Genomic DNA, 24,267 nt, shown 5'->3' on the forward strand with positions numbered 1-24,267 from the left:
GACGCACCCACACCCACACCCGCAGCTCCACCCGCCGAGACCGAGAACCAACCCGCGCATCCAACCGGTCCAACTCCCCGCCACCGGGCAACACCAACACCCGCCAAAGGCGAACCAACTAACACGAACCCAATCCAATTAACCTATTGCCGACGCAGTACTAGGATCGGTGTGTGGCGAGTGAGGCGGTGGCCCCCCGGGCGGACCGGCGGCTGCACCGGGCTCGGCGGGCGACGCTGCTGTCGCTGGCCACCGGCGTGTGGGCGAGCGTTCTGCTGCCCGCGGTCGGCCTGACCCGGGAGCCGTCCGCCGGCCGCGTCGTGCTCGGCGCGGTCGGGATCCTCCTCTTCGCGGCCACCCAGACCGCTGTGCTGTACGCGGCGGTCACCCCTTGGCTCGCGCAACGGTGGCGGCGTCGCGCCCAGCTCGGCCTGGTCGTCGTGGCGGCGCTGACCGTGCCGTTGGTGGCCCCGGTCGCCGCGGGGGTCTGGCCGACCTGGGCGTGGATCGGGGCCTCCCTGGTCGGGATGGCCCCCCTGCTGGTCCGCCTCCCGGGCGCGCTGGCGGTCACCGCCGGCACCCTGCTCGTGTCGGCGGCCGTGGCCTTGTGGACCGGCGGGTCGGTCGGGCGGTCGGTGGCCGTCACTGGCGGCATCGGGGTGGGCGTGGCGGCCGTCAACTGGTTCCAGGTCTGGTTCTGGGACCTGCTGGTGCAGGCTCGGCAGGGTCAAGCCGCCCAGGCGCGGCTGGGCGCCGCCGAGGAGCGGCTGCGCTTCGCGCGCGACGTGCACGACCTGCTGGGGCACAGTCTCACCGTGATCGCGCTGAAGGCCGAACTCGCCGCGCGGCTCGCCCCGGTCGACCCGGAGCGGGCCGGGAAGGAGGCCGCCGAGGTGCAACGATTGGCCGCGTCCGCGCTCACCGAGGTTCGTGAGAGCGTGCACGGCTACCGGGCCGTCGACCTCGGTGAGCAACTGGCCGCTGTGGCGGATGTGCTGCGCTCCTGCGGGGTGCGCTGCACCGTGCCGCCCCGCGTCGATTTGCCGCAGCCAGCCGCCACCGAGCTGGCGGTGGTGCTGCGCGAGGCGGGCACCAACGTGCTGCGGCACAGCCGGGCCGAGTGGTGCCGGATCCACATCGACCGGGACGAGAATGGGGCCAGGATGACCATCGCCAACGACGGGGCCGACGACAGCGGCCCGGACGAGCACAGCCACGGCCTGCGGGGCCTGGCCGACCGACTGGCCGCGGTTGGGGGAGAGCTGCGGGTCCGCCGGGAGGACGGGGTGTTCACCCTGGAGGCGACCGTGCCGGTGCCGTCGTGATCCGCGTCCTGCTCGCCGACGACGAGGACCTGATCCGCGTCGCGGTCGCCGCGCTGCTCGGCCTCGAACCGGACATCGACGTGGTCGCCCAGGCCGCCGACGGGCCCTCGGCGGTGACCGCCACGCTCGCCCATCGCCCGGACGTGGCGGTGGTGGACCTGGAGATGCCCGGCCTGGACGGCATCGCGGTGACCGCCGAGCTGGCCCGGGTCCGTCCTGAGTGCGCGGTGGTTGTGCTGACCGGGCACGGCCGCCCCGGGCACCTGCGGCAGGCGCTGACCGCCGGGGCGCGCGGTTTCGTGCCTAAGGGCTCGCCCGGTGGCGCGCTCGCCGACGTGATTCGCCGGGTGCACGCCGGCGGACGGTACGTCGACCCGTCGCTGGCCGCCGACGCGCTGACCCTTCCGGCGTGCCCGCTGACGCCACGGGAGTTGGAGACGCTGCGGCTGGCCGAGTTCGGCGCACCGGTCGCGGTGATCGCCCGCCGGGTGCACCTGTCCACCGGCACCGTCCGCAACCATCTCTCCGCCGCCGTACAGAAGCTTGGCGCGGCCGACCGGGCCGAGGCGGGACGCACCGCCCGCGACAACGGCTGGCTCTGACCACGGAATGGTTTGGCAGTGGCCGGTCGCCGGGCAATCAGGGGCGACGTCCCGAGTTTCGGACGGAGAACTGCCAGGTTGGGGTGTTCTGGCCTAACGGTCCGTGAAGGGTCGCGCGTTGGCCGATTGGCAGCTTTACCTGCCGGCGTCGTGGACCGATGACCGGGATCGGTGTCGGGTGGCGGGGATCCTGGACGGGGTGCTGTTCGCCACGAAGGTGCGGATGGCCCGGGAGGTGCTGGCCCGGGCGTTGGATGTCGGGGTGTCGGTGGGGCGGGTGACGGTGGACGAGGCCTACGGGCAGTCGAAAGTCGTTGCGGGTGTGGTTGGAGCAGCGGGATGTGGGTTAGTGGTCGCGATGCGCCGCAACGACGACATGATTACCCCCAGGATGGGCGCTTCCCGCGCCGATCGACTCGTTGCCGTGCTGCCGGCTCGGGCGTGGGGCCGGCTGTCCGCTGGCGCCGGGGTCCACCGGCCCGGCGTGTACTGGTGGGCGCGGGTGCCGGTGCGTGTTTGCTGGCAGCCCGGTCGGGGGCACTGGCTGCTCGCCCGCGGCGCAGTATGACGACCGGGAGATCGCGTACTACGTCTGTTACGGACTGCGCCGCACCCGTCTGGTCGACCTGGCCCGGATCGCGGGGGGACGGGGGGATCGAGGAGTGTTTCCAGCAGGCCAAGAACGAAGCCGGCCTCGACGAGTATCAGGTCCGCGACTGGCGAGCCTGGTACGCCCACATCACCCTGTCCGTGGCCGTCCACGCCGGGCTGTCCCTACCACACAAGGGGATCCAGCCCCGGCGACGACATGATGATCGGCTACACCGTACCGGAGATCCGACGACTGCTCACCGCACTCACGATGCGATCAACCCATCCACCGGAGCGCGTCTGGGCCTGGTTCCGATGGCGGCGACGACGCCAACACCAAACCCGAACCTGCCACCACCAACGACACGGCTACCCCTAACCAACCGCCGTTGCAGTACTAAGAGCCAGTTGCAGGAACAGCGCTAGCCGGTCTATCACGTTGAAAAAGCAAGAGCGCGCCGCGCGCCGCGCGTGGGGCGGGTCGCTGGGCCTCCGGGTGCAGGGCAGCCGGCGTTTCTCTCCTCGTCCGCGACGCGACTTCACAGGCGTGACGCTCGACTGAGATTGCAGTGCGGTCGCGCTGAATGAGCGTTCAGCAATCCTCTGGCGGGATTTTGTCCGCCTGACGTGGGCGGCTGGGCTCGGAGGTCAGTGATGGGCAGACTACTGCTACGGGCGACGCTTGTCGGCCTCGTAGTGCTGAGCGGGTTAAACGCAGCACCGGCATCGGCGATGATGATAGGCCGGCAGGTGGCCAAACCCCAAGAGCCACCGCGCGGCACCGTTGCCTCGGCGGAGGCACGCCGGACGGGCAAGCCAGTGCCGGTGCCGGCTGACAGCGCTCCGGGCCGGGCGGTGGTGGCAAACCCGAACGGCACGTTCACGGCCAGCTTCTCGCTGCTGGAGCAACCGGGCTACCCGGCATCTCACCCCCGGATCGGCTGGTCGCTGGTGTTCGAGGGCAAGCCGGACCAGAATGGCTGGAACGGCGGCATCGACACCGATGGCGTGGCTAAGGTCGGCGAGTGTTACCCGTCGGCAGCCTGCGATGGGATCCGTACCGCGCGGTCGTACTTTCGGTATGACACCAGCTTCCTGAATGGACGGCAAGTCACCAGGGCGAAGCTGATGACGCACGAGGTGTACGCGCCGAGCTGCACTCCGCGACCGGTGAATCTGTTCGCGACGGCGGATTTCGGTCCGGGCGACACCTACCGAACGATGGATGCCCGCCGAGGCGGGTGGATCTTCATGGATCAGCGCAACGTGGCTCACGGCTATAACGGCAACTGTGGTGCCAGCAATGTGGAGTTCGACGCGCTAACCAGGTTCACCCTGGCGGGGCTGGAGGATCGCAGCTCCACGGCATTCGTCCTCACTGCGGCCGACGAGAACGACGGTTTGGCCTGGAAGAAATTCCGGACTGATCCGAGCCTGAACGTCACCTACAACTCGCCGCCGGACCGTCCGGACTACCTGGCCGCTGAAGGTACGCCGTGCATGACGGCCGACGAGTCGTGGGTCAACCCGAACCGCGACGTGTCGACTCCTTCGCGCGGGCCGATTCTCTCGGCGAAGGCATGGGACGTGGACACCGGCAGCCAGACGCAGGTCGAGTTCCAATGGAAGCAGCGCTCGGAGCCGGACTCGGCGATCAAGACCGCCTATACCCTCTTTCAAGGCGGTTGGTCCTTGGCAACGCTGACCGCCACGTTGCCGTCTGCCGGTACTGAGACGGGCAAGAGGCTGCACTACCGGGCCCGGTCGTTCGACGGTGGTGCCTGGAGCGCACTCACCGGTTGGTGCAACGTCTCGATCGACCGGACGATGCCCGCGCCGCCCACGACCGTCGAGCCGGTCGAGAAGACAACGCCCGCCAAGGCCGGGTTGCCGAAAATGTTCCGTTTCACGGCGGCGGCGTCCCCGTCCGGTGAGGCCCCGTTGAAGGGCTTCCTGTGGGGCACGCACGCACACGGCCGGTCGTTTGCCGAGGTTCAGCCGGACGGCAGCGCACTGGTACCGGTGACCATGATCGCCGGCGGTCCCGCCAGACTGTACGTACGCACGGTCGACGCAGCAGGCAACGAGAGTAACCAGGTCTCATTCGACTACCAGGTGCAGGCCGGCAACCCGGCAAAGGGGTACTGGCCGCTGGACGGCCTTTCGGAAACACAGGCACGAGATTACGGAACGGGTGGCAACCATCTCCCGGTCGATGCGGCGAAGGTCGGGTTCCGAGCCGGAAGGCACGGTGACGGGCTGCGCTTTTTGTCCACCCCGTCCGCCGTTCAGACGCAGCGTCAAGTGCTGGACCCGACGAAGTCCTTCACCGTGTCCGCGTGGGCGAAGCTGGAGCGGTCAGGCAGCAACGCGACGATCGTCTCTCAAGACGGAAGGGTCACCTCCGCATTCCAGCTGAAGGCCACCGCAGACAACCGGTGGAGCTTCGCGATGCTCGACTCGAATGTCGCGGGCGGTGCACCCACCGCTGCGGTGTCGCCTTCGCCTATCACGTTGAACGCCTGGACACACCTCACCGGTGTTTGGGATTCGGAGGCGAGGGAGGTCCAGCTCTACGTCAACGGCACGTTGAGCGCTGTGAAGGCCCGCGCCGCGAACTCGCCCTCGGATGCGGGGCCGCTGGCACTTGGGCGATCCCGATGGAACAGCGCGCCCAGCGAGTTCTGGCCGGGCACGATCGACGAGGTCTACGCATTCGACCGGCGGCTGCCCCCGAACGAGATCGCCGACCTGGCGACCGGGCCGGCCACCGAGGAGCTGTTCCTGCCGTTGGAGGTGGCACAGCGGACGGCGGATCCCGCGATCGACATGTCCGGCTGGTACCGGCGGGTCACCGGGAGCGTCGTGTTCGACTCCACGGTGCGACCGCTCGGCGATGCCAGGGGTTCGGCCAAGTTCACCGGCTCGACCGGTAGCGGCCTCACCACGCCGGCGGTGGTGCGGACCGATAACAGCTTTACCGTGACTGCGCGCGTTCGTCTCGGCGACGGGGCCACCGGCGTGCGCACGGTGATGAGTCAGAGCGGGACGAACAAGCACGGGTTCGCCCTAAGGCATGACGCCGCCAGAGGCTGGGTCTTCTCGATGTCCCAGTCTGACAGCCCGGGGGCCGCGAGCATAGAGGTGGTGGCTCCGGCAACGACCGGATGGACCTACCTTGCAGGCGTATACAACGCCGCGACGAACAGCATCAGCCTCTACGTCGGCGCACAGCTTAAGGCGACGGCGGCCCTCGGTGTGCAGCCCTGGCAGGCGGCAGGTGCGCTGACAATCGGTCACGGCACGAGCTCCGGAGTTCCGGTCGAGCCGTGGCTCGGCTGGATCGCCGACGTGCATGCCTGGTCAGGCGTACGAAACTCGCAGCAAATTGAATCGGAGGCGATCCGGAGTTACACCCTTCGGGACCGCGCGGCGGAGAACCCGTTCAGCGGTCAGCTCTCGCGGTACAACAGCTACGACGGCTACCACGTGATCACCACTGGCGCTGTGCCATCCACGACGACATTCGAGGAGCCGCTTGGGCAGCTGGCTCCAGAGGGCACGACGGAGCCCACGAATGAAATCTATGCATGTCGATCCCACAGCAAGGACTACTTCCTGACGGTGGAATCGAACTGCACGGAAACTGGTATCACCCATCAGTTCCTCGGCCGGCTCGGCAAGCTGTACCGGACCGCGCCGGGGGGCAGGCCGTCCACCCCTCTTTACCGGTGCCGGCTGTTGGATGGCCGGGGGCACTACGTCTCACGCCACCAGGACTGCGAGGGTGCCGCTGGCTCCGTTAACGAGGGTCGGCTCGGTTACGCGCTGGACTACGGCAACCTGGTGGGCTACCGCCGAGCCGGCGTCGGCGATCGTGCTGCGGGGGTGGCACGCGTGCCCACCGATTTCCAGGCGCAGCAGCCGCTCGGCTATGTGCCGATGCAGCCCGCGCCCGGACTGAAGTCACTCTATCTTTGCGCCCGGACGAAGAACGGCGCAGATGACTTCTACCTCTCGGGAGCGGGCGACTGCGAGCGCTCGGCCGACCCCACAGCCCGCCTGGTGATCGCGACCGGCGGTGTGTACCCAGAGAACTATCCGGGAGTGACGCCGGAGATGACCATGCTGTGGCGCTGCGAGGCCACGACCGGCGACCGCTTCGAGTCGACGGACTACGCCTGCGGCGACGTCGGCACCATCGGCGAGGCCGTGCCGCTCGGCTGGATCAGCACCTTCCTGCGATGACCTGCCCTTCTTAACACGGAACAGGACGACACGAATACATGAACCACCGCAGATTGCGTCGAACCCTTGCGGGAGGGCTCGCTACCTTGCTCGTGGCCGTGGTCGGCGTCACTGGCGCCAAGACCGCGATCGCCGCCCCCGTCGGTAGCCCGCCGTTGCCCAAGAGCGTGAAGCCGGTGCCGATGGTGCCAGTCACGAGCAGCAAGCAGAAGACACCGCAGACACTTAAGGCAGCGGGGCGCCCCGCTGCGGTGTGGCCGGCCGGCGGCGAGGTGGTGCTCGACCTGGCCGCCGCCAAGCGGACCGCATCGGCACCGCGGCTGTCCGGCCAGCCGGCGGCGGCCGCGAAGGTGGGTGGTCTGCCGGTGACCGTCGCGCCGATGGCCGGTGGGCCGGGTGCGGCCGCCGCGTCACCGGTGCGGGTGAAAGTATGGGACCGTAAGGCGACCGAGCGCGCGAACGTCGAGGGTGTGGTCTTCTCGGTGCGGTCGGAGGGTGTGGCGTCCGGCACCGGAAAAACCTTGATTTCCGTGGACTACTCGGCGTTCCGTGAAGCGTATGGCGGCGACTGGGCGGCCCGGCTGCGGCTCGTTTCACACAACGGGTCCGCCGAGCCCACCGCCGTGCGCAACGAACCGCGGGCGGGGCGATTGTCCGCGGAGGTGCCGGCCGGCACGTTTGCGCTGACTGCGGCCGCGGGAGGCGGCTCGGGCGACTTCTCGGCCACGCCTTTCTCCGCTACGGGGGCGTGGCAGGTGTCGACGTCGGGCGGCGGGTTCACCTATAGCTACCCGTTCCGGGTGCCGCCCGTGCCGAGCGCGATGGCGCCGAAGCTCGCGGCAAGCTATTCGTCGCAGGCGACCGACGGACGCACGGTGTCGCGGAATAACCAGACCTCGTGGCTCGGCGAGGGCTGGAGCCTCGATGTCGGCTCGATCGAGCGGTCATTCATGTCGTGCGCGGACAACCTGGGCGGCACCAGCAACCTCACGGTGAAGACCGGTGACCTTTGCTGGGACACGCCGACGGAGAACTTCACGATGTCGTTCGGCAACTCGTCCGGACCGCTAGTGAAGGTCAACGAGGACGAATGGCGTCCGCGCGTCGATGACGGCACCCGGATCAACCGGTTCTACAACGCCGCGAACGGTGACGCGGGCCTGGTCGGCAAGGCCGGCGAGTACTGGGTGGTGACCGGCACGGATGGCACCAAGCACTACTTCGGCCAGTACGCCGACTCAGCGTTCAACGTGCCCGTGTACGGCAACAACCCGGGTGAGCCGTGCAACAAGACGGCCTTTGCCGACTCCTCCTGCCTTCAGACGTACAAGTGGAACCTCGACAAGTCCGTCGACCTGCGCGGCAACGTCGTGCGGTACCAGTACGAGAAGGAGCAGAACTTCTACGGCGGCAACCTCAACACCAAGCGGCAGGAGTACAACCGAGGCGGCTTCCTGAAGAAGATCGAGTACGGCCTGCGCGACGGCGGCACCGCTCCCGCGCCGGCGAAGGTGGAATTCACCGTCGCCGACCGATGCTTCACGGACTGCTCCCCGGGCGGGTGGCGGGACACCCCGTTGGACCAGGAGTGCGTGACCACCTGCCAAAGAGAGCAGAACGCACCGACGTTCTGGACCAAGAAGCGACTGACCGCGATCACCACCTTCCAGCACACGGGCAGCGGCCAGTACGGTGACGTCGACCGGTGGGATTTCCGGCAGGAGTTCCCGGCGTTCCTTCATGAGGCGTCGGTGCTGTGGCTCTACGGGATTACGCACAAGGGTGTGTCCGGCGCCGGCGAAAACCGGATGCCGGAGGTCGAGTTCGGCCCGATCCCGCTGGAGAATCGGGTCGAGACCTATGGCGACGACCTGACCGAGCTGTACAAGCCACGGATCAGCACGATCACCAATGAGTCAGGCGGCCAGACGTTGGTCACCTATGCCGCCCCGTCATGCCCGACGCCGCGGCCGGCGGTGGACGACAACGGCAGCCGGTGTTTCCCGATGCGCTGGTCACCGCCAGACCTTCCCGATGCCGTCGACGACTGGTTCCACAAGTACGTGGTCGCCGAGATCAAGGAGTACGACTCCTTCAGCGGCAGCACACCGCTGGTCACTAAGTACACCTACAACGGCACGGGAGCGTGGGCGTACGAGGACAACCGGCTCGTACCCGAGAACCGGCGGACCTGGTCGCAGTGGCGGGGTTACGAAAAGGTCGACGTCGTGGTCGGCGACCCCGACGTGAACGATCGAGGCAAGCCGACCTCGAAGAGTACCTATGTCACCCACCGAGGCATGAACGGCGACAAGAAGAAGGCCGGGGGCACGCGGTCCTTCATGGTCACCGACACCCGGGGGACGCAGGTCGTCGACCATGAGGCGCTGGTCGGCATGGCCCGGGAGGTCGCCACGTACGACGGCACCGTCAAAATCGCGAGTGACGTCACCGACTACGTGACCAAGGAGGTCGTCGCAGGTAACCCGTGGCGCTCACATCGGCAGACCGAGAACACAGTCGTGAGCCGTACGGCTCTGCTGAGCCAATCGCCACCCGGCGAGCGGACGACGAGCATCCGGACGAAGTTCGACGACTTCGGCAACGTCGTCGAGGTATTCGACGTCGCGGAGTCTGACAAACGGTGCACCACGAACTGGTACCAGCCGAACATCAACAATTGGCTGGTGAACCTGCCCTACCGGCAGCGGACCTTGAACAGCGACTGCGTGGCCGAGGGCGTTACGCCGCCATCGTCGTCGGTGGTGTCCGACACCCGGACCTTCTACGACGCCGCAGATCCCACCAAATCGGCGATCCCTCCGGTTAAAGGCAACGCCACCACGGCCCAGGTGGTCAAGGACTACACAAGCAACCAGCCCAACTACCTCACCACCGCCACCACGACCTACGACGAGTACGGCAGGGTTAAGAAGGTCACGGATCAGCTCGGGCGCGTCGCCGAGACCGAGTACACCGAGAACAACGGGCTGACCACCGCGACGAAGGTGACGAACCCGGCCGGTCAGGCGACGATCACCAACCTCGACCCGGCGTGGGGCGTGCCGAACAAGGTCGTCGAGCCCGGCTCGCGGACCACGCTCGTGCAGTACGACGCCGCCGGCCGGACGACGGCAATCTACCGGCCCGGCCAGACCCCGCCGGACGGCAAGGCCCAGCAGGTGTTCAGGTACGAGCTCCGCAAGGACGGGCCGAGCTACATCTACACCGAGAACCTGACGCCGAATGCCACCTACGTCGGCACGTACGAGCTGTTCGACGGCCTCATGCGGCTACGGCAAACCCAGAGCCCGAGCCCAAAGGGCGGCCGCGTCCTTGCCGACACGCTTTACAACTCGCGCGGCCTGGTCGAGAAGATCCGCACGCCCTACTGGGACAACACCAAGCCGCCGACGCCGGACAAGGTCCTGTATCAGCCCGCGACCGGGGCGTCGGTCGCCACCACCGGTTATGCGTACGACGGTGCCGGTCGGCGAACCCTTGAGGCCTCGCTGTGGAAGGACGAGCCGGCGTTCAACGAGACCCGCACTTTCTACGGCGGTGACCGGGTCAGTGTCGTGCCCCCGAAGGGGGGCGTCGTCACGACCAGCCACATCAACGCTCGCGGCCAGGCCGTCAAACTTGCGCAGTTCCGTGACCGACCGGTAGACGGCACGGCACCCAGCGGTACGGCTGACGTCACTGAGTACGCCTATCACAAGAACGGCGAGCCGAGCCGAGTCAAAGACCACCTGGGCAACGTATGGCGCTACGAGTACGACGACCGTGGCCGCCAGATCGTGGCGCATGATCCCGACAACGGTAAAACCGTCACCGAGTACGACGACGCGAATCGGGTGAAGGCAACTGTCGATGCCCGCAACCACCGCGTCGAGCAGGTCCACGACTCGCTGGACCGGGTCCAGCAGGTCTGGCTGGACAACAAGACCACCGGGACGAAGGTCGTCCAGAACGATTACGATGCGACAACCGCCTACCACACGGCGTCAACCCGGTTCGTTGGCAGCGCCCAGTACAAGCGCTCGTTCAGCGACTTCGACGCCGCCGGCCGACCGCAGCAGGAGACGCTGACCATTACCGGGGACAGCACGTTCCCGCTGACCACTTACACGTCGCGGACCTCGTACGCGGCCGATGGCACGCCGGCGACGATGACCCACCCGGCGCTCGACGCCTTGCGTATGCCCTCTGAGACGGTCAACAACACGTTCACGGACCTCGGCTCCCTGAACACGGTGTCGACGCCAACTTCCACCTATGTCTCCAGCACCACCTACTCCGCTATCGGCCAGCACGAACGATCGCTACTCGGGCCGAAGCCAGTCGGCACCGAGATCGACTCAAGGGTCGTGCGTGACTCGTTCCACGACGAGAAGACCGGGCGTCTCACCGGTTCGGCCATGCTGCGCAACGCCGACGGCGCCGCTCTTCACCGGATGTCTTACACGTACGACGCGACGGGCAACGTGTTGTCCACCACGAACCAGGCCGCCAACGCGGACCTGACTGGCACCGTGACCGACCGTCAGTGCTATACCTACGACTACCTGCGTCGGATGAAGGAGGCCTGGACCACCGGAGCGACCGCCTGCCAGACAGCGCCGACGGCGGGCGTGGTCGCCGGTGTGTCCCCGTACTGGAACAGCTACACCTACGACGAGATCGGCAACCGGAAGTCGGTTGTCAAGCGGGGTGCCGGCGGTGCCGGTGCGAAGACCGACGAATACACCTACCCGGCATCGGGCGAGAACGTGGCGCGGCCGCACGCGGTGACCAACGTGACCGGCGCCGCCGTGACCGGCTACAGCTACGACGCCGCGGGCAACACCGTGACGCGGCCGGACCCGACCGGGACCAAGGCCCAGACCCTCACCTGGGACAAGCAGGGCCTGCTTACGAAGATCGCTAACTCCGACAACACCGCGACCGAGCACATCTACGACGCCGAGGGCAAGCTGCTCATCCGCAAGGACCCGGGCAACCGCGCCACTCTGTTTGTCGCCAGCAGCGAGGTCACCGTCGACACCACCACCAAGACGACGGTCGCCGCAGCTCGGTACTACCCGGGCGTTGGCCTGCGCACCATGGCAGCCAACGGTCTGAAGTGGACGGCCACGGACCGCAATGGCACCGCGGTCGCCGTGATCGACTCCAGAAGCCACGCGGTGACGCCTCGGCGGCTCGACCCGTTCGGCAACGACCGCGGCACCACTGGCTGGCCGGCCGCCACGCGTGGCTTCGTCGACGGCAGCACCAACCCGGCCACCGGCCTGACTCGTCTCGGCGCCCGCGAATACGACGCGAAACTTGGCAAGTTCATCTCGACCGATCCGATCGTCGCCGCCGGAGATCCGCAACGGCTGAACCTGTACGCCTACGCGAACAACAGCCCGGTCACCATGAACGACGCGAGCGGATTGCTCTACAACTGCCCGGACGGCCGCTGCAACCAAAACACCAGCGCGAACACCGGACCGCAACTGCGGGCGCAGGGCAAAGTCGCCCCGGTTTACAACAACCCAGCCAGCAAGAAGTCCGGGAAATCAGCAGGTCCGAGCCCTTCGACGGTCAGCGTTGCCAAAAAGGTCAAAGAGACGCCGATTATCACCGTCATCATCGAAGCCGGCGGCCAGCTGCTGCTCGACCTGATCGGCGTCCAGGATGTGCTCGACTGTGCCAACGGCGAGGGCTTTGGCTCGTGCCTGAACGCGGTGCTGAACTTCACTCCGGCTAAATTCTTCAAGATCCTCGGCAAGTGGGACGAAATCATCTCCACCGGCGGAAAGATCTTCAAGGCCATCGGCAGATGGCGGGAGAACCAGAAGTGGGCGGATGACGTTCTCGCCTCCGCGGCCAATGCGGCCGAGTCGTGCGCGAAGCACAGCTTCGCGCCGGGTACCAAGGTCGTCGTGGCCGGCGGCCAACTCAAGGCGATCGAAGATGTCGATGTCGGTGACGAGGTCACCGCGACCGACCCCGAAACCGGAGAGACAACCACCCGAAAGGTCACCCAGACCCACACCAACCAGGACAACGATCTCACCGAGGTGACCGTCGCCACCGTGGACGGTGAGGTCCAGATCCGGACCACTCAGCATCACCCGTTCTGGAGCGTGACGCGGTCGGAGTGGGTCGACGCGGGCATGTTGCGGGAGGGCGAACGTCTGCGTGCCCTGAATGGCAGGACCACGACTGTCCGCAAGGTGCACAACCACCGCGGCGCAAAGATCATGTATGACCTGACCGTTGCCACTGTGCACACGTACTATGTGATGGCCGACAACACGCCCATCTTGGTCCACAACAACAACGGCTGCTCTGTTCCAGGGACGGCCGATGGGCAAAAATTGGCAGACCAGTACCGTTCGGAATCCGTGAATTCCGTATTCACGCCCAGTGGCCGCCTTGCCAACCAAGCTATTGCCGAGTCGCGACTGATCATTCGTGGCAGCGACCTCGGCAACCAGCATCTCCGGTCTCACCTAACCCGCGATGGCAGCGATATCGCGGACTGGGGTAAATACACGACGAGAACGCATCACAGTTCCTACGGCGATTTTCAAGTTCACTACTACTACAACTCAAAGACTGGAAGCGTTTCCTACGACTACGACTACAAAGCTGTGATGAACGCGAGGTAGCGATGAGGGTTCGATATGTGGGCCAATGGCAAGAAGGTATGTCTCATGGGATCGATGCCCTATCGGTAGGACGCGAGTACACGGTGCTTGAAATCTCGTCGCTTGCCGACCGGCCATCCTACTTCCGAATAGAGGTCATTGGCGGTGAGCCGCCAGCGCTATACGACGTGCGTCTATTCGAAGTCACCTCGTCAACAATGCCGCTAGGATGGACCGTCTCGCTCGACGAATCCGGGCTGCTGACGATCGGACCGAACGCCTGGAGGACGCATGACTTTTGGGAGGCCTATCTAGAGCGACGGGAGTGGGCGACGACTGCATACGAAAGAGAACGCGACACGATCCTATCGGCACAGCAGGAGTGATGCCGTGAGCTTCATTGATTGGCCCGTTAACGTGGCATTTTGCGCGCTACCTGAGCGGGCCTGATCACCGACCAATTGCCAGGCGGGAACAGAGCGACCCGTCGTCCGGCCCGCCGAGACGGGTCCCGTCAGGCGAACTGCCCCCACCCTCGCAAGGGTGGGGGCCGTTCGCCTGACTGAGTTCGCGGGCGGAAATCAACCGTTGATTCTTCCGCTACGTCGAAGGGCGAGTGGGGCGAAATTGGGATTGCTCGCCGAGCGGCTGCAGGCGAGGGGTGGCCAAGGTGAGGCGCGCTCGGTGTGGAGCACTACGAAAGCTGAGTTCCGCGTCCAGTTCTCATTGTCGCCAGCAGCGAGGTCACCGTCGACACCACCACCAAGACAACGGTCGCCGCAGCTCGGTACTACCCGGGCGTTGGCCTGCGCACCATGGCAGCCAACGGTCTGAAGTGGACGGCCACGGACCGCAATGGCACCGCGGTCGCCGTGATCGACTCCAGAAGCCACGCGGTGACGCCTCGGCGGCTCGACCCGTTCGGCAACGACCGCGGCACCACTGGCTGGCCGGCCGCCACGCGTGGCTTCGTCGACGGCAGCACCAACCCGGCCACCGGCCTGACTCGTCTCGGCGCCCGCGAATACGACGCGAAAAGGGGATCCAGCACCGGCGACGACATGATGATCGGCTACACGATACCGGAGATCCGAAGACTGCTCACCGCACTCGTAGTCCGATCAACTCGCCTACCCGAGCAAGTCTGGGCCTGATCTCGATGGCGCCGATGACGCCAACACCAAGCCCGAACCTGCCACTGCCGACGACACGGCTACCCCTAACCAACCGCCGTTGCAGTACTAGCTGCCTGCGGGCAGGCTGGCTCCCTGACTGCGCTGATCGGGAGGACCGCATTGCGAGCTGTCCTACGGGGAACTTCGATCTATCCGGGCAACGACCGGCCAAGCGAGTAGCGGCTTCGATCCTTGCCACTGCGATGACATGGTGCGGTCTCAATTCACTTCGGTGGCGCAGATGACTGGCTTTGTAGCCCCGACCGGGTGAACGTTCGTCCTCCGGTCGCCAGTCTGCGTATTTGAAGCTAGGCTCGCCTGCCCGGTTTCTACCCAGCTCCGATACAGCGCGAGCCTTCCAATCAGCGGCGAACCCAATCCACCCTTAGCTAGGGTGATGACTGTAACTCTGACTGCAGACCACTGGGCCGGTCGCTAGCCTGACGCCATCGAGTGTAGGAGGGAGGGACTATGCCTGACAACGTTGAGATCTTCTTCGACGGACTGCGGCGCCGAGGGCATGACAGCATGCTGGCTGATATCACCGGTAGACTTCGTTTCGACCTTGAAAATGATGGCGAAGTTCAAAGCTGGATCATAACCTTTCAGAACGGCGAAATCGCGATCGCCCAGCAAGAAGGCAATGCCGACTGCGTTATAAATATGCCAAGAGACTTCTTCGAGGCCGCGATATCTGGTGCGAAAGATATGCGCTCGGGCTGGCTTCGGCATGTCTACCTGGTTCATGGATCGCTGTACCTCCTTCGGGCGTTCGAACGCCTACTACCTCAGAAGCCGGGCATGTCTGACAGGCGGTACGCACGCCTTGCACCAAGTAGGGCAAAAAATGAATGAAAGCGGAATTCGGATCCTGGACGGAAGTACTTTCGTGGTCGCCGGGAGCAACGGTGACCTGGATCCGTCAAATAAATTCCCTACCGGACTGTTCTCCTTCGACACGCGATTTCTGTCGACCTGGCAACTGCGCATCGACGGGGAGGAGATGACAGCTCTGTCGGTGGACGACGTCCACTACTTTGAGGCGCGATTTTTCCTAGTCCCAGGGGGAGCGACTCACTATGTGGATGCGAAGATCTCCGTCATCCGTCAGCAAACAGTAGGAGGAAGTTTCGACGAGTCGTTGACAGTCCTCAATCTTGGTGGTGAATCAACCGATCTCAATGTTCGAGTAGACGCCGCGAGTGATTTCGCTGACCTCTTCGAGATCAAAGACGTCGGTGCCAAAAGGGGCACTTCGTACACTCGCCTTGAGGGCGACAGGCTCAGGCTTGGATACGTACGAGACACCTTCCGGAGGGAGACGGTCATATCAAGCTCCCACCCGGCCGACATGGATGAGAAGGGCCTCACCTTCCGCATACATCTCGGGCCGCATGCGAGCTGGACCACCGAACTCCGAGTGCAGATGCTAGGCGCGGACGGGCGAGACATCCGCTCCAACCTGCAAGGTGAGCCAGAACGCGGACGAACTGCTTTGCATCGCGAGCTCGGGGAGTGGCTTGCAGAAGCACCGGAACTGGTGTGCGACTCAAAGATCTTGTCCGAGGCCTATCAGCGCACTCTCGTGGATCTCGCCGCGTTGCGCTACACCACACTGCAATTCGGCAGGACGCTTCCAGCAGCCGGTCTACCTTGGTTTATGGCGGTGTTCGGTCGTGATAGCTTGCTTACCAGCCTGCAAGCCTTGCCTTTCGTCCCGGAGCTCGCCGCGACGACCCTGCGGGTTTTGGCTTCGCTGCAAGGCAGCAGGCAGGACGACTTCCGGGAGGAAGAGCCTGGAAAGATCCTGCATGAAGCGCGCTCAGGCGAGTCAGCCGCATTCGAGGAGCAACCACATTCGCCATACTATGGATCCGCTGACGCGACGCCTCTTTTCCTTATACTGCTTGACGAATATGAGCGGTGGACGGGAGATCAGGATCTAGTGCGAAGCATGGAGCCCTTCGCGCGTGCGGCACTCACCTGGATAGACGAGTACGGTGATTTGATGGGGAATGGTTATCTCTCCTATCAGCGTCGAAACGAGGATACGGGGTTAGAAAATCAGTGCTGGAAGGACTCGTGGGATGCCATATCTCACGAGGACGGAAGCCTGCCAGCGTTTCCTCGTGCTACTTGCGAGCTGCAAGGATATGTTTATGACGCTAAGAAACGGAGCGCTCGGCTGGCAAGGAGCTTTTGGGGGGATAGCCAATACGCGCGACGCTTGGATAGTGAAGCCGACGACCTGAAAGAACGGTTCAATCGGGATTTCTGGTTGTCTGACAAAGGCTATTATGCGTTGGCGTTAGGTGGTGATGGCCGGCCCACAGAGGTGCTTTCCTCTAATATCGGGCACCTGCTGTGGAGCGGTATCGTCAACGCGGACCGAGCTCAGAGGATTGTCGACCTACTCATGGGGCCGAGGCTGTTCTCCGGGTGGGGCGTGCGCACGCTTGCCGAGGGCGAGTCACGTTACAATGCTCTTGGTTATCACGTGGGCACTGTGTGGCCGTTCGACAATTCCTTCATTGCATGGGGTTTGCGGCGCTATGGATTTGCCGCTGAAGCCGCGCGGATTGCCGAAGCCATGATCGATGCCTCAGAGTTCTTCCAAGGGCGTTTACCAGAAGCATTTGCCGGCTTCGACCGTAATCTGACCAGCTATCCGGTTGAGTATCCAACAGCCTGCAGCCCTCAGGCTTGGTCGGCTGGCGTGCCGCTTCTGCTCTTGAGAACAATGCTGGGAATAGACGCCCACGAAGACCATCTACAGGTCGACCCAGTTCTCCCCAAATCCATAAAGCGTATTGATCTACTCGATATTCCGGGGCGATGGGGTCGGGCGGACGCTTTTGGTCGTGCACGACCGATCGGTCGCCGACGCGACCGGAGTGCAGCAACTGTGGCCGAGGACATTGATGGTACACCTTGAAAACGCCTTCTGCGGAGACAAGGCATCAGCATTCCGGGGCTCGGAGGCGACGCGATCTCCGTGCCGTCATATCTCGATGGTGGTTGTGTAGTCTCTTTGCTCCCACTCGCTGGCCACCGTGCAGTAACCGCACCCGCCCGTGACTGGCTCTCCGCCCTAGTCGTAGCAGCTGCATGTTCGTCAGTCTGATCATTCAGATTTGCCGGCATCCGACGTCGATTCGCGGACGGCTCGCGAAATGTGCGGAGAATCCCTCCAGCGGAGGGACCGGGGGTCTTCCGCCGTCGTCGAACACGCCACCATCTCGACGAGGCTCCCACGTGGATCTCGTAAACCGAAGCTGGGGACTGACTCCCCGCTTTGCAGGACGTGTACTCGCGTGCCGTGCACGGGGGCCAAGAGCCAGAGCGCGATACGGTTGGTTCTGACCGAACAGTGGGACGACGTCATCTTGGTCTACGGTCGCCAGCCCAAGCCGGTGGATCGACTCCCCAAGGGTAGGGCCGCTGGTAACGCCGGCCCCGCCACGACGTCGGGAAAAGTCCATCGTCTAGGTGTGCTGTCCAGGGACGTTGACGGTGTTGGGGTCAGGCAGCTCGGGTGGCGGTTTGGCCCCAGTGTCGTTGTCGTTACTGCGGATGCGGATGCGGATGCGGATGCGGGCGCGTTCGTGGCGGTGGGCGGCCAGGGCGTCGGGGTGGCGGGCGTTGGCGTTGCGCCAGCGCAGGTAGGACTGCGACCGCCGGGTCAGGACGGGGTGGTTGGGGTGGTTCGAGCCGGCGATGACGAAGGTGCGCAGCGGCCCGAACTGGGCCTCGATCGGGTTGGCCCAGGAGGCGTAGGTCGGGGTGAAGTAGAGCTCGCCCTTGTTGCAGGCCGCCCACCTGCTGATCTTGCGGCCCCTTGTGAGCCGAGAGATTGTCCAGGATCACGTAGATCGGTGCACCGTCCGGGCGGGCGGCGCGGATCGACGTGAGCGCGGCCGGGGTGTTCGCCGTGCTCTTGCGCCGTCGGACGACGCCCCAGAATTGATCATCACCAACGGGGTAGCAGCCGCGGAACTGCCGGAACCCGTGCAGCTTGTGATAGTTCGCCGGCAGCCGGTGTGGGTGCCCGGCTGACGCCCACCCGGCACCGGCCCGCGGCCGGATCACCAGGGGCCCGAACTCGTCGAACGCGATCACTCGCTGCGCTGCTGTGTGGCCGGTGGTAGTTGTAGTGGATGTTCCTTACCGCGATTGCGGCTGATCGTGCGTCCTCGCTGGTGAACTCGCGGGCGTAGAGCAGTTCCTCGGCAAGGATGCGCTGATAGCGCTCGACTTTGCCGTTGTGTCGAGCGGTAAGGGCTTGGTCTTCTGATGCCGTGTCTGGCTGCTACCGATCCGAGCGAAGTCGCCGGATCGGTAGCAGGCACCGTTGTCGGTGATGACCCGGTGGATGTGAGTGATGCCGTGTGCGGCGAACCAAACCTGCGCCCGAGAGAGGAGAGTAGCTGCGGTGGCGCCCTTCTCGTGAGCCAGCGGTTCGGTGTAGGCAAGACGGGAGAAGCCGTCGACGATGGAGTGCATATAGACGTAGCCGCGCTTGGCGCCCGCAGACTTCGCTCGGCCGGCGACCTTGGCCTGATTGCTGCCTCGACGATGGATGCGCCAGCCGCCGCCGTCCGGGATTCGGCCTACCTTCTTCACATCGAGGTGCGCCATGTGTCCGGGCCACCTGGCGGTGATCTTGCCCGGCTTGCGGTTGTTCTCGCCGTTCGGATCGATGAACCTGCGCTGTCCAAGGCCAAGTCGAGCCAGATGTCTGGTGACCGTGCGGCGATGAATGCGGACCCCGATGGCGAGCAGTCCGTCGGTGGTCCGCCCGGCGAACCACTTCTTCTCTCGTCGCCAGGTCTCGATCCGTTCGATGACCTCTGGCTGTGTTGCGTTTGGGCTGCATTGCGGGGTCGAGGACCGGTCTTGGAGTCCGACTTCACCGTGGTGACGCCAGCGATTGACCCACTTGCTGGCGCGGGCCCGCGAGTTCTTTATCTCGGCGGCAACATGAGCGATTGGGCGGGTTTGGCAGCGCTGGATGAGTCGCCGCCGTCCCTCAATGCTCAGCGGAGCATTCGCGTGGGTCATCGGATCGCCTGACCGACGCGGGGTGTAATGAATCGCTGGAGCGGCAGGGCGATGAGCAGTGCGACCGTAACCAGGAGGCCGCTGACCCACACCGGCCCGAGGTCGCCGGCATTGGCCTCGAGGGTCGCTGCCGCAACGATGGGGCCGCCAGCGGCACCGATGTTGAGCGCCGCGGTCGCGTACGACCCTCCCATAGTGGGGGCGCCTGCTGCCTCATACAGCACCCTGGCGATCAGGGTGCTGCCCAATGCAAAGGAAAGCGTGCCCTGTACGAACACGAGGAGCAGAAGCGCCACCGGCTGGGCAGCCAGGGTCGCCAACGCGACCCAGCCGAGCAACAGCAATGGGCCACCGACTGCGATCACGAGGCGGGGACGCTGATCGGAGAGCCGTCCCGCGAGGGTGACGCCGACGAAGGCTCCGACCCCAAAGAGCACCAGCACGACCGAGACCCACAAGTCGCCCAAGCCGGCGGTGTCAGTCACGATCGGTGCCAGGAAGGTGAACGTGGCGAAGGTGGCAGCGTTGATTAGGGCACCGAGCAGCATGACCAGAGCCAGCCTGGGCATCGCGAGCTGGGCGATCTCGTTCCGAAGAGACGAGCCAGCCGGAGCGCGCTGAGGGGTCTTTCCGGCACGGCCCGGGATGCTTTTCATGACACCGTAGGCAGCGGGAAGGCAAAGCAGTGCGATCGCCCAGAAGGTTGCCCGCCAGCTAAGCAGCGTGCCGAGCAGTGCACCGCCGGGAACCCCGGCGATGGTGGCCACCGTCGTACCCGAGAGCAGCACCGCTAGCGCGCGCCCTTTCTGATCAGGTGCGACGAGCGTGGTCGCGGTGCTCAGTGCCACCGCCAGGAAGCCGGCGTTGGCCAGGGCCGCGAGCACGCGGGTGACAAGCAGAACTGCGAAACTCGTCGTGAGGGCGCCCACGATGTGGGCTACGGCGAAGACCAGCACGAAGCTCAAGAGGCTGGCCCGGGCGGGCCAACGGCGCGCAAGCGCCGCCATCAGCGGCGCGCCGACGATCATCCCGACAGCGAACGCCGAGGTGAGGAGCCCGGCGGCCCCGACCGACACGTCGAGGCTTGTAGCGATGTCCGGCACCAAGCCGGCAAGCATGAACTCCGAGGTGCCCATGGCGAAGATCGCCACGGCAAGCAGGTACAGCGGAAGAGGCATCAAGAGCTCCGAGGTGAGCGAGAAGGAGAAGAAGACGTCTCGTCACCGCGGCCAGCGCCCCAAGGCGCGCACGCAAATGTCCCACGCAGCGAAGACTGCTGGGAAGCGGACTATGCGCTCAGTGATTCAGGGGGCTGACGGCGTGACCGAAAGCCCCCACCTTGGATGCCTCAGGGCTCGACATGGCACCAACACTACTCAAACCCACCGGTCCCACGCAATCGGGTTCCGGGAGCGGGCGTCGTGAACCTCGTGCCGCGCAACAGCTAGTACTCCAGCCGGGGATCGTGATCACGGCTCGATGAGGTTTTCGCGGGCGTAGTGGCTCTTCACGACTTGGGCTTGGTGGCGGCGTCGGCGGATGGACCAGAGCAGCGGGTCGGATCGGCGGCGGGCGGGTTCGATGATCAGCGTGTTGAACAAGTGGCGTAGCTCGTTGACGGTCAGCGGGATCAGCCCGGTGGGGTTGTGGCGTGGTTTGCGGTGGCCGCGGCGAGGAAGGCATGGGCGAGGATCGTGAGGGTGGTCCAGCGGTGTCAGGACGTCCAGCGGTGGTGTTGGTGCTGGTCAAGGCCGAGATCGGTCTTCGCGGCTTGGAACGATTCTTCGAACCTCCAGCGGCGCCCGGCGACCGTGACGAGCATGTGCAGCGCGGCGGGTTGCGGTGACCAGCAGCGGTAGAAGGTCAGCTCGCCGGTGCTGCGGCTGCGGCGGGTGAGTAGCCAGTGGTGCCCGCCGTGGCTGTCGGTGGCGTAGGGCATGGCGACCAAGGGCCAGTCGTAGTAGCGGTACCCCTTCGCGCCTTGGCCGGCGGACATGTGCTGCCAGGCGGCGGCGGTAAGCCCTGCGGCTAGCGCATCGACGCGGTAGACGCCGAGGCCGGTGCTCACCTGATGCGAGCGGGCCGCGGCCACAACGTAAATCAGGCGCAGGGCGCGGAGCTGGGCGGTCAGGCGCGGATCGTGACCGTATGCCTCGTCGCCGGCGACCCAACGACAGGGCAACCCGCCGGTGACCGCAGCTTCGATCATGCGGGCTGCCAGCTGTGGCTCGGTCGCGAAGCGCACCTGCTCGGGGACATCAGCCTCGGCGCGGCGTTGCGGGTCGTCGCACCAGGACTTTGGCAGGTAGAGGGCCGTGTCCAGCATCGCGTGGGCTGTCTCGGTTGTGTAAACCAGGTGCACGGCGAGCTGGCAGTTCTCAATCTCGCCGGCCGTGTCGGAGTACTGCCGCTGGACGCCGACGGTGTGTCGGCCTGTCTTCAGATCACCGGTCTCATCGATAACCAGCACCGCCTCGGCATCGCCGAGCTGCTCGCCGAAAAACGTAGACGTCGGCACGCACCGCGGCGTCGTCCCACTTCACCCTGCTCAGCAGCTCCTGCATCCCGTCCGGACCGGCATCGCCGCCATGCTCGGCGATACTCCAGCAATTCTTGGCCGGTAGCGGCGCCAGCAACCCGCGCACGAAGTCCCGCATCCGGCGCCGCGGCTCTGGCCTGCAGGAACGCTGCCCAACAGCATCATCAGATCATCGAACAATATCCGCCATTGTTGGGCGTCTGCCCTGTATCCGGCAGCCACCGCCGGGTCATGGCTGATCCAGCCAACCGTCCATGATCGACGGTGGCCTGCCCTCGCATCCGCTCCGGACCGTGCCGCCCGCTCAGTAAAAGTCAACAACCCCGGCTGGAGTGCTAGAAGCCTGTTGAGGTGGGAAAATGCGTCGCTGGGCGGTCAGATAAGGCCCCGGCGGACCCACTTTCGTTTGCTGACCTCCTTGGAAACTTTCCTGACTTCGGAGCAAGTGTCGCCACTTAGAAGCTGATTTGAAGTTGACGATCGGGTAGAAACAGCCCGGCAACAGTCGCTGTCGATAGTTGAGCCCGTTCCGCGATAGTGGAATCCGTTATCGTGCCCATGATCGTGCGGGCAGGTCGGCTGTCTCAACTGCGGCTCAGGGCCGAAGACGGCTGCCTTGAGATGGAGAATCGAAGGAATGAACAGGCTCCAAAAGACGCACGTGTGGACACTTACCGCCATGCTGTCTTTGACTGCCGTCGTGGCAGTCGAATCATCAGCATCTGCGGCACCTCTTCCGGCTGGGGCTGGTCGGGTGGGGGTGGTGAAGAGTGGTGAGTTGTATGTGAAGGAAGGCAATCTGTTTGCGGATTGGGTTTGGCAGGCTGCGGGCGTCAAGGATTTCTCGTTGGCTGGTGACCGCATCGGTGTGGTGTTGACCGACGGTCGGGTCCAGGTTAAGGAGGGGAATCTTTGGTCTGGCTGGGACTCTGTCGCCAGTGGCGGCCAGTCGGTCGAGCTCGACGGTGACCGCGTGGGCGTCCTTCACACCAACGGCACGGTCAACGTGAAGGAAGGACCCCTCAACGCCGGATGGGCTACTCAGTCCGCGGGCGTCAAGGATCTGTCGTTGGCTGGTGACCGCATCGGTGTGGTGTTGACCGACGGTCGGGTCCAGGTTAAGGAGGGGAATCTTTGGTCTGGCTGGGACTCTGTCGCCAGTGGCGGCCAGTCGGTCGAGCTCGACGGTGACCGCGTGGGCGTCCTTCACACCAACGGCACGGTCAACGTGAAGGAAGGACCCCTCAACGCCGGATGGGCTACTCAGTCCGCGGGCGTCAAGGATCTGTCGTTGGCTGGTGACCGCATCGGTGTGGTGTTGACCGACGGTCGGGTCCAGGTTAAGGAGGGGAATCTTTGGTCTGGCTGGGACTCTGTCGCCAGTGGCGGCCAGTCGGTCGAGCTCGACGGTGACCGCGTGGGCGTCCTTCACACCAACGGCACGGTCAACGTGAAGGAAGGACCCCTCAACGCCGGATGGGCTACCCAGGCCGCAGGCGTCACCGACCTCGAAATCGCTGCAGCCTCTGCGGCGCCGGCAACGCCTGTGAGCATGCAGGACCTGCAGAACATTTGGGGAGCGATCCCCAACGCGGCAGTAGTCGCAGAGGGTTTGCCGTCCCTTAATCAGCAGATGGCAATCGGCGGGATCACCTCCCCTGCCCGAAAGGCAGCCTTCCTGTCCACGCTGCGACACGAGAGTGGATGGCGCTACAACGCCGTGGAAGCTGGCAGCACCTCGACCTACCGCGGCCGTGGCTATGTCCAACTTACGGGCGACTTCAACTACGGTCCTGCTGGGACCTATTTTGGCCAAAACTTTCTTGCAAATCCTGATGCTGCAGCGTCGCTCGCCTGGAGTGCGTCCATTGCACGCTGGTACTGGACCGTGTCCAGGTCGGGCTCGAACGCCGCTGCCGACAGCTACGACATGGGCCTCATTTCCCGCTACATCGGTTACAGGGCGTCGACCACGGAAGACCTGGAGCGGTGCGACGACTTCAAGCGCGCCCTTAGGTATTTCAACGGCGGAAGCCTTCCGGTTTCCGAGCAGAGCATCGTCTGTCTCCGTCACTGAAAACCATG

The 24,267-nt window shown here is 65.1% G+C and carries 10 protein-coding genes and 3 pseudogenes; 9 read left to right on the top strand and 4 right to left on the bottom strand.

Annotation, left to right across the window (positions count from 1 at the left end; translation table 11 throughout):
• Positions 1–173 precede the first annotated feature (173 nt).
• From OG992_RS32000 to OG992_RS32035, 8 genes are all read left to right on the top strand, one after another.
• Positions 174–1,325 carry a histidine kinase gene (locus tag OG992_RS32000; protein WP_266305105.1) on the top strand — a complete coding sequence of 384 codons (1,152 nt, stop codon included), beginning with the start codon at positions 174–176 and terminating at the stop codon, positions 1,323–1,325.
• Complete coding sequence (locus tag OG992_RS32005) at positions 1,322–1,927, top strand: DNA-binding response regulator (protein WP_266305106.1); 606 nt, start codon at positions 1,322–1,324, stop codon at positions 1,925–1,927. Before OG992_RS32000 ends, OG992_RS32005 begins: the two co-directional genes overlap by 4 nt.
• A gap of 103 nt (positions 1,928–2,030) precedes the next feature.
• On the top strand, positions 2,031–2,495 hold the full coding sequence (locus OG992_RS32010) for a transposase (RefSeq protein ID WP_266305107.1): 465 nt from the start codon (positions 2,031–2,033) through the stop codon (positions 2,493–2,495).
• 677 nt (positions 2,496–3,172) lie between these two features.
• A complete protein-coding gene (locus OG992_RS32015) occupies positions 3,173–6,766 on the top strand; it encodes a LamG domain-containing protein (protein WP_266305108.1) in 3,594 nt (1,197 codons plus the stop codon).
• Positions 6,767–6,858: 92 nt separating this feature from the next.
• The gene (locus OG992_RS32020; RefSeq protein WP_266305109.1) at positions 6,859–13,428 is read left to right on the top strand and encodes a polymorphic toxin-type HINT domain-containing protein; all 6,570 of its coding nucleotides are present in this window, start codon (positions 6,859–6,861) and stop codon (positions 13,426–13,428) included.
• 794 nt (positions 13,429–14,222) lie between these two features.
• Positions 14,223–14,561 carry a hypothetical protein gene (locus OG992_RS32025; protein ID WP_266305110.1) on the top strand — a complete coding sequence of 113 codons (339 nt, stop codon included), beginning with the start codon at positions 14,223–14,225 and terminating at the stop codon, positions 14,559–14,561.
• A gap of 492 nt (positions 14,562–15,053) precedes the next feature.
• A complete protein-coding gene (locus tag OG992_RS32030; protein WP_266305111.1) occupies positions 15,054–15,437 on the top strand; it encodes an SCP2 sterol-binding domain-containing protein in 384 nt (127 codons plus the stop codon).
• Positions 15,430–17,517, top strand: coding sequence for a glycogen debranching N-terminal domain-containing protein (locus tag OG992_RS32035; RefSeq protein ID WP_266305112.1), 2,088 nt, complete (start codon positions 15,430–15,432; stop codon positions 17,515–17,517). The genes OG992_RS32030 and OG992_RS32035 overlap by 8 nt, the downstream gene beginning before the upstream one ends.
• A 587-nt stretch (positions 17,518–18,104) precedes the next feature.
• On the opposite strand, the pseudogene OG992_RS32040 reads toward OG992_RS32035, so the two are convergent.
• The 4 genes and pseudogenes from OG992_RS32040 to OG992_RS32055 all read right to left on the bottom strand — a co-directional run.
• Positions 18,105–18,695 (bottom strand): annotated as a pseudogene (locus tag OG992_RS32040) (transposase); the annotation flags it as partial.
• A gap of 13 nt (positions 18,696–18,708) precedes the next feature.
• Positions 18,709–19,643, bottom strand: a pseudogene (locus OG992_RS32045) (IS481 family transposase); the annotation flags it as partial.
• Complete coding sequence (locus OG992_RS32050) at positions 19,640–20,821, bottom strand: Cmx/CmrA family chloramphenicol efflux MFS transporter (protein ID WP_266305113.1); 1,182 nt, start codon at positions 20,819–20,821, stop codon at positions 19,640–19,642. The pseudogene OG992_RS32045 and the gene OG992_RS32050, both read right to left, overlap by 4 nt.
• Before the next feature lie 291 nt (positions 20,822–21,112).
• Positions 21,113–22,300, bottom strand: a pseudogene (locus OG992_RS32055) (IS701 family transposase).
• 645 nt (positions 22,301–22,945) lie between these two features.
• On the opposite strand from OG992_RS32055, the gene OG992_RS32060 reads away from it, so the two are divergent.
• The gene (locus OG992_RS32060; RefSeq protein WP_266305114.1) at positions 22,946–24,259 is read left to right on the top strand and encodes a glycoside hydrolase family 19 protein; all 1,314 of its coding nucleotides are present in this window, start codon (positions 22,946–22,948) and stop codon (positions 24,257–24,259) included.
• Positions 24,260–24,267: the final 8 nt, after the last annotated feature.

It is taken from the genome of Micromonospora sp. NBC_00362, assembly GCF_026342155.1.
GTDB classification, from domain to species: domain Bacteria; phylum Actinomycetota; class Actinomycetes; order Mycobacteriales; family Micromonosporaceae; genus Micromonospora; species Micromonospora hortensis.